The sequence below is a fragment of the Halomonas sp. Ps84H-12 genome (genome assembly GCF_024124725.1).
Lineage (GTDB): Bacteria > Pseudomonadota > Gammaproteobacteria > Pseudomonadales > Halomonadaceae > Vreelandella > Vreelandella aquamarina.
On the sequence record NZ_JAMXSJ010000007.1, the window covers coordinates 138275 to 144511 of the forward strand.

The following is a 6237-nucleotide window of genomic DNA, read 5'->3' on the forward strand; positions in this document are numbered from 1 at the left end:
GCCTTTTGTTTAGCCAACTACGTTCCGCAATGCAGAACGCTGTTTTGCATTATTGACTCCAACGGCGTCTTTCGCCATGATCACCTCATTCCGAATAACAACTTTAAATTTCATATAGCGAAATACGGGAGCCACTATGAGTGTTCACTACCAGCGACATGGCGAGGTCGGCGTCATTAGTATCGCTAACCCGCCCGTCAACGCATTGAGCCAAGCGGTGCGTAGCGGTTTGCTCAGCGCCCTTGAAGAGGGGTTGGCCGACCAGCAGGCCCAAGCACTGGTGGTGATAGCAGAGGGGCGCACCTTTATCGCCGGGGCCGATATACGTGAATTTGGTAAGCCGCCCCAAGCACCGCTGCTACCGGATGTCATTACCCAGCTAGAAGCCTGCCCTAAACCGCTTATCGCATCGCTACACGGCACTGCGCTAGGCGGCGGCTTGGAAGTTGCGCTGGGTTGCCACTATCGTGTTGCGCTGGCAGGCACACGCGTAGGCTTACCAGAAGTGAAGCTTGGCTTACTGCCCGGCGCAGGCGGTACCCAACGGCTGCCCCGCTTGGTAGGTGTGGAAAGATCCCTAGACATCATCACCAGCGGGCGCTTTGTAGACGCCGCTGAAGCGCAGGATATCGGCATTATCGATGCCATCAGCGATGCCCAAACACCGCTGGAAGCGGGTTTGGCAGCGGCAAAAGAGGTATTAGCGGGACAACAGCAGGCGCGCATCACCGGTCAGTTACCCGCCCCAGAGGCCAACTCACAGGCCATTATCGCCATGCGCGAACAGCTTGAAACCAGCGCACCGGCACTGTTCTCTCCGTTTCGCATTGTGGAAGCCGTTGACGCCTGCACCAAAGCCACATCTCTGGAAGAGGGTTTGCGCCGCGAGCGTGAGCTGTTTCTTGCCTGTATGGATTCCCCGCAGCGCGCAGGGCTGATTCACCTGTTTTTTGCCGCTAGAAATCCCCATGTCGTCCCTGGCGTAGACAATGCTGAGCCCTTTGCGCAGATCGCCCTTATCGGTAAACACCCGCTCTTTGAGACGTTTCAAAGCGCTGCCCAGCGCGCCAACATAGTGCTAACCGATACCCCAAACGATAGCACTGAGCTGTGCCTGCTCGCCCCTGGCGAAGACGCAAGCGCCTGCCCTTCTCAAGCGGTCACCGTAGCACTGCAGCCACTCACCGACAGCGCCTCAGACACACTCCTAAGCCTAGTACTTACCGAGCGCGGCCCATTCCATGAGCTGGTCAACCACAGTGCCAGCGCGACCGACCAGCAGCGGGTGGCTTTAACACTCAAAGCGCTGCGGGCCAACGTGGTGGTGAGCAAGTCGCCTAGCTTACTGAGCACGCTTTATAACGCCGCAAAGCAAGCGCCCGACCACAACGCCCAGTCAGCCATGGAGCAGGCGAGCCTGACGCTAGTGCAGCAAGGCGCCTGCTACCGCGAGAGCGATATTGATCTGCTGGCAGTGGAAGCGCTGGGCTACCCACGCCATTTAGGCGGGCCGCATCGCCATGCCACTCTGCAATCCACTTTATCGACGCCTTCCAAGGATGCACACTCATGAACCTGACGTTTAGCCCCGAAGAGCAGGCATTCCGCGAGGAAGTCCGCCGATTTTTAGCCGATGCACTGCCGAGCGACATCCGTGAGCGCGTGCGCCTTGGGCGGCATCTGCGCGCCGATGACCACATCCGCTGGCAGAATATTCTCAGCGAACAAGGGTGGCTTGCCGCCAACTGGCCTGTTGAGCACGGCGGTCCAGGCTGGGGCCCGGTGCAGCGACATATCTTCGATGAAGAGTGTGCCGCCGCCCACGCCCCTACGGTGGTGCCCTTTGGCGTCAATATGGTCGCGCCAGTGATCATGAAATTTGGCAGTGTGGAGCAGCAACAGCACTACCTGCCGCGGATTCTTAATAACCAGGACTGGTGGTGCCAGGGCTACTCCGAGCCGGGTGCTGGCTCGGATTTGGCGGGCTTATCTACCCGCGCCGTGCTCGATGGCGACCACTACATCGTCAACGGGCAGAAAACCTGGACCACCCTAGGCCAGCACGCCAACATGATGTTCTGTTTGGTGCGCACCGCCCCTCACGCGAAAAAACAGGCGGGTATCAGCTTTTTGCTGATCGATATGCAGACCCCCGGCATTACCGTACGGCCGATTATTACCCTCGACGGCGCTCATGAAGTCAACGAAGTGTTTCTCGATAATGTGCGCGTGCCGGTAGAAAACCGCGTGGGTGAAGAGGGCCAAGGCTGGACCTGCGCCAAATTCTTGCTCACCCACGAGCGTACCGGCATTGCCGGGCTTGGCCACGCCAAGCAGGCACTGCGCCACTTGAAGTCCCTCGCCTCCCGTATGCAGCATCGCGGCAAGCCGCTTTTATCGCTCCCCAGCTTTCGCCAGCGTGTGGTCAAAGCCGAGCTTGAGCTGATGGCGCTGGAAGTGACCAACTTGCGCGTGATTGCCGCAGCGCGAGATGGCGGCGTGCCGGGTGCAGAAAGCTCGCTGCTAAAAGTACGCGGCTCTGAACTGCGCCAAGAGATCAGCGAGCTTACCCGCCGTGCGCTTGGGCCTGCTGCCCTGCCGTTCTTCCCCGAGTTTCTCCATGGTGATGCGTCGCTAGATGACGAATACGCCCAAGGTGCTGCCGCCAGCGCCCAGTATTTTAATCGTCGCAAGCTGTCGATTTATGGCGGTGCCAACGAGATTCAAAAAAGCATCGTCGCTAAAACCATTTTAGGTATGTAAGGGGGTCACCATGGATTTTGCACTCACCGACGAGCAGCGCATGCTCGAAGAGACACTCACCCGTTTGGTGGCAGACCAGGTATCGCCCGAGCAGCGCCGCGCTATGCTGGAAGCGCCTGCCCAAGGGGCCAGCCCGCTATGGCGCACGTTTGCCGAGCTGGGCCTGCTGCATATGCCGTTTAGCGAAGACGTCGGCGGGCTAGGCGGCGACGGCACCGATGTAATGATTATTATGCAAGCGTTGGGGCGCGGCTTAGTGCCAGAAGCGTACCTGTTTGGGTTAGTCATGCCCGGGCAGCTGCTTGCGCTATGCGCTAACCCTGCACAGCAGGAGCGCTGGCTGGCCCCGCTGTTAGAAGGTGAACTCCAGCTCGCCTTGGCTTGGCAAGAACACACCGCCCGCTATGACGCGTTCGACATTTCGACCCAAGCGAGCCAACACGATGGCCAGTGGCAGCTTAATGGCCGCAAAGATGTAGTGATGAACCTGGGCAATGCCGCCGTCACGCTGGTGACCGCCCAACTTCCTACCGGCAAGCTAGGCGTGTTTATCGTCCCTGCCAATACGCAAGGCGTCACCTTGCAGACCTATCGCACGATGGATGACCAGCCCGCCGGTGACCTAACGTTGAACAGCGTGACTCTGCCGCTAGAGAACTGCCTAAGCGAAGACGCAGGTGACGCATTGGCAGAGGTGCTGGCCCTGGGTCGCGCCGCACTTTGCGCCGAAGCCATCGGCGCAATGGAAACCGCCTGCGACCAAACCCTCGCCTATTTAAAAGAGCGCAAGCAGTTTGGCCTGCCGCTGGCCACGTTCCAGTCACTGCAGCACCGCATGGTGGATATGCACCTTCACCTAGAACAGTCGCGCTCCATGGCGATTCTCGCCGCCACCAGCCTCTCGCTGCCTGCTGATGAGCGGGACTATAAAATCGCCGCGGCCAAGGCTTACTGCGGCGAGTCCGCGCGCTTTATTGCGGAACAGGCCATTCAGCTTCATGGCGGCATGGGTATGACCGAAGAGTGCTACGTGGCCCACTACGCCAAACATCTGGTGATGTTTGATCACTACCTGGGCGACAGCGACTATCACCTTGAGACGGTGAGCGAACAGCTCGACGCCGCCTAAGGAGCAGCTCATGCACAGTGAAGAAAATCCGTTAGTACGCCTTGTGACTACCGAGGGCGGTATCGCCGAAGTGACTATTGCGCGCCCTGCGGTGCGCAATGCCCTCAACGAGCCCACGGCCCTGGCGCTCAATGACGCATTAGCCACCGTGGCGGCTGACCCGGAGGTGCACTGCGTGATCCTGAGCGGTGAAGGTAGCGCCTTCTGCGCCGGTGCCGATTTAGCAGAATTCGAAAAGGCCTCCACCCAGCCTGCCAGCGAGCGGCTTGCAACGCTTTTTCTGCCTGCGCTGCGCAGCATGATGACGATGGAAAAGCCCGTAATCGCCGCCGTGAGCGGCGCTGCCGCGGGGATTGGCGTGTCCTACGTGCTAGCCAGCGATATGGTGGTGATGGGCCGCTCGGCTTACCTAAAGCTGGCCTTTATCAATATTGGCTTGATTCCCGACGGCGGCGCTTGCTGGCACTTGGTGCGCAAGCTTGGCCACGCCCAAGCCTTTGAAATGGCGGCACTGGCCACCCCAATAGATGCCGAGCGCTGCGTGGCACTGGGCCTAGCCAACCGGGCAGTGGAAGATGATCAGGTGTTAACGGAAGCACGAGCGCTGGCACAGGCCCTGGTGGCTCAATCACCTCAAGCGCTGGGGGCAACGAAACGGGCCATGCGGCAGGCGGCGAACCTGTCGCTTGACGACACGCTAACGCTTGAAGGCGCACTGCAGGATGAGTGTAAAGCCACCGAGGATTTTCATGCTCGCGTGGCTGCTTTTCGTCAGCGCCGTCGCAATTGATTCAGCGCTTGTTGGTAATCGTCGCGCAGCGTGGCAACTTCATCGGCCACACTGTTCAGTGTGGTAATACCCCCCACCCCTTGCCCTGCACCCCAAATATCCCGCCACGCTTTTGCCTTACTGCTGCCGCCTGACCCGTAGCGCATGGCGCTTTTGTCACCCTCAGGCAGTGCCTCTGGGTCTAACCCGGCCAGCTCAATACTTTGGCGCAGGTAGTTTCCGTGCACGCCAGTAAATAGGTTGGTATAGACGATATCCCCCGCAGCGGCTTCCAGTACCATCTGCTTGTACGCTGGCTGAGCATTGGCCTCCTGGGTGGCAATAAAGCGCGTGCCCATATACACCATGTCCACGCCCAGCGCCTGAGCGGCAGCGATCTGCTCGCCTTTGGTTATCGCCCCTGCCAGCACCAGCGGGCCATCGTAAAACTGCCTGACCTCCGCTACAAAGGCGAAGGGGTTGAGCCGCCCCGCATGGCCGCCTGCCCCATGGCAGACCAAAATTAGCCCATCCACCCCAGCATCGATGGCTTTTTTAGCGTGCCTCAGCGTTGTCACGTCGTGAAATACCAGGCCGCCATAAGCGTGCACTTGCTCGACCACCCGATTGGGCGCATGCAGGCTCGTGATGATCAGTGGCACCTTGAACTCAGCGCATAGCGCCACATCATGCTCCAGGCGGTCATTAGTGGGGTGCACGATCTGGTTCACCGCAAACGGCGCGGCGGGCTGCTGCGGGTTCTGCGCGTTATAGTCATCTAAGGTATCGGTAATCTGCTGCAGCCACTCCCGAAGCACTTCCGCAGGCCTGGCGTTCAGCGCCGGAAACGCGCCAATGATGCCCGTCTGGCACTGGGCAATCACCAGCTCAGGGCCAGAAACGATAAACATGGGAGAGCCGATAACCGGCAGCGTCATCGAGGAGGTCAGTTGGGTTACCATGGAAAACTCGCTAGTTATTATTTTGAAGCAATACTGCAAAAGGCCCCACAGGGCCTTTCAATAAGATGTCACACTGCAGTGGCATGGTCGGAACAACCCTACGCGGGGGCGCTGTGAACCCATCCATGGGCGCTACTTTCGCCATCTGACCGCCATGGACGACGGAAATGCCGGAAATGTCGGGAACTATTTCCGGCCATGGCGAAAGCCCCCCGCTACGGGTTATTCCGACCAAGACGTGTATGCAAGAAGCTTTTACAGCTTGCTTTCCAGCTCCGGCAGGATCTCGAACAGATCCCCCACTAGGCCATAGTCGGCCACCTGGAAGATCGGCGCTTCGTCATCTTTGTTGATGGCGACGATCACCTTGGAGTCTTTCATGCCCGCCAAGTGCTGAATCGCACCTGAAACACCCACCGCAATGTACAGCTCAGGCGCGACGATCTTACCAGTCTGGCCCACCTGCATGTCGTTGGGTACGAAGCCGGCATCGACCGCCGCACGCGAAGCGCCAATGGCCGCGCCCAGCTTGTCGGCAATGCCGTCCAGCAGCTTGAAGTTCTCGCCGTTACCCATGCCACGGCCACCGGAGATGACGACCTTGGCACCGCCGA

The 6237-nt window shown here is 59.4% G+C and carries 6 protein-coding genes; 4 read left to right on the top strand and 2 right to left on the bottom strand.

Translation table 11 applies throughout. The annotated features are described in order from the left end of the window. The first annotated feature begins 136 nt into the window (after positions 1 to 136). The 4 genes from NH344_RS05660 to NH344_RS05675 are packed head-to-tail and all read left to right on the top strand — an operon-like array spanning position 137 to position 4682. Positions 137 to 1573: an enoyl-CoA hydratase/isomerase family protein gene (locus NH344_RS05660; RefSeq protein ID WP_089674490.1), complete on the top strand. Its 1437-nt coding sequence runs from the start codon at positions 137 to 139 to the stop codon at positions 1571 to 1573. Beyond that, positions 1570 to 2763, top strand: coding sequence for an acyl-CoA dehydrogenase family protein (locus NH344_RS05665; protein WP_253027620.1), 1194 nt, complete (start codon positions 1570 to 1572; stop codon positions 2761 to 2763). Before NH344_RS05660 ends, NH344_RS05665 begins: the two co-directional genes overlap by 4 nt. 10 nt (positions 2764 to 2773) lie before the next feature. Continuing rightward, complete coding sequence (locus tag NH344_RS05670) at positions 2774 to 3892, top strand: acyl-CoA dehydrogenase (RefSeq protein ID WP_253027621.1); 1119 nt, start codon at positions 2774 to 2776, stop codon at positions 3890 to 3892. Between the two features lie 10 nt (positions 3893 to 3902). Beyond that, positions 3903 to 4682 (top strand): enoyl-CoA hydratase/isomerase family protein, encoded by a 780-nt coding sequence (locus NH344_RS05675; protein ID WP_253027622.1) that lies wholly within the window; start codon positions 3903 to 3905, stop codon positions 4680 to 4682. Here NH344_RS05675 and NH344_RS05680 read toward each other — a convergent pair. Next, positions 4664 to 5623, bottom strand: coding sequence for a nitronate monooxygenase family protein (locus NH344_RS05680; RefSeq protein ID WP_253027623.1), 960 nt, complete (start codon positions 5621 to 5623; stop codon positions 4664 to 4666). The genes NH344_RS05675 and NH344_RS05680 overlap by 19 nt on opposite strands. Before the next feature lie 255 nt (positions 5624 to 5878). Continuing rightward, on the bottom strand, positions 5879 to 6237 hold a 359-nt coding region (locus tag NH344_RS05685), incomplete at its 5' end, for an FAD-binding protein (protein WP_253027624.1).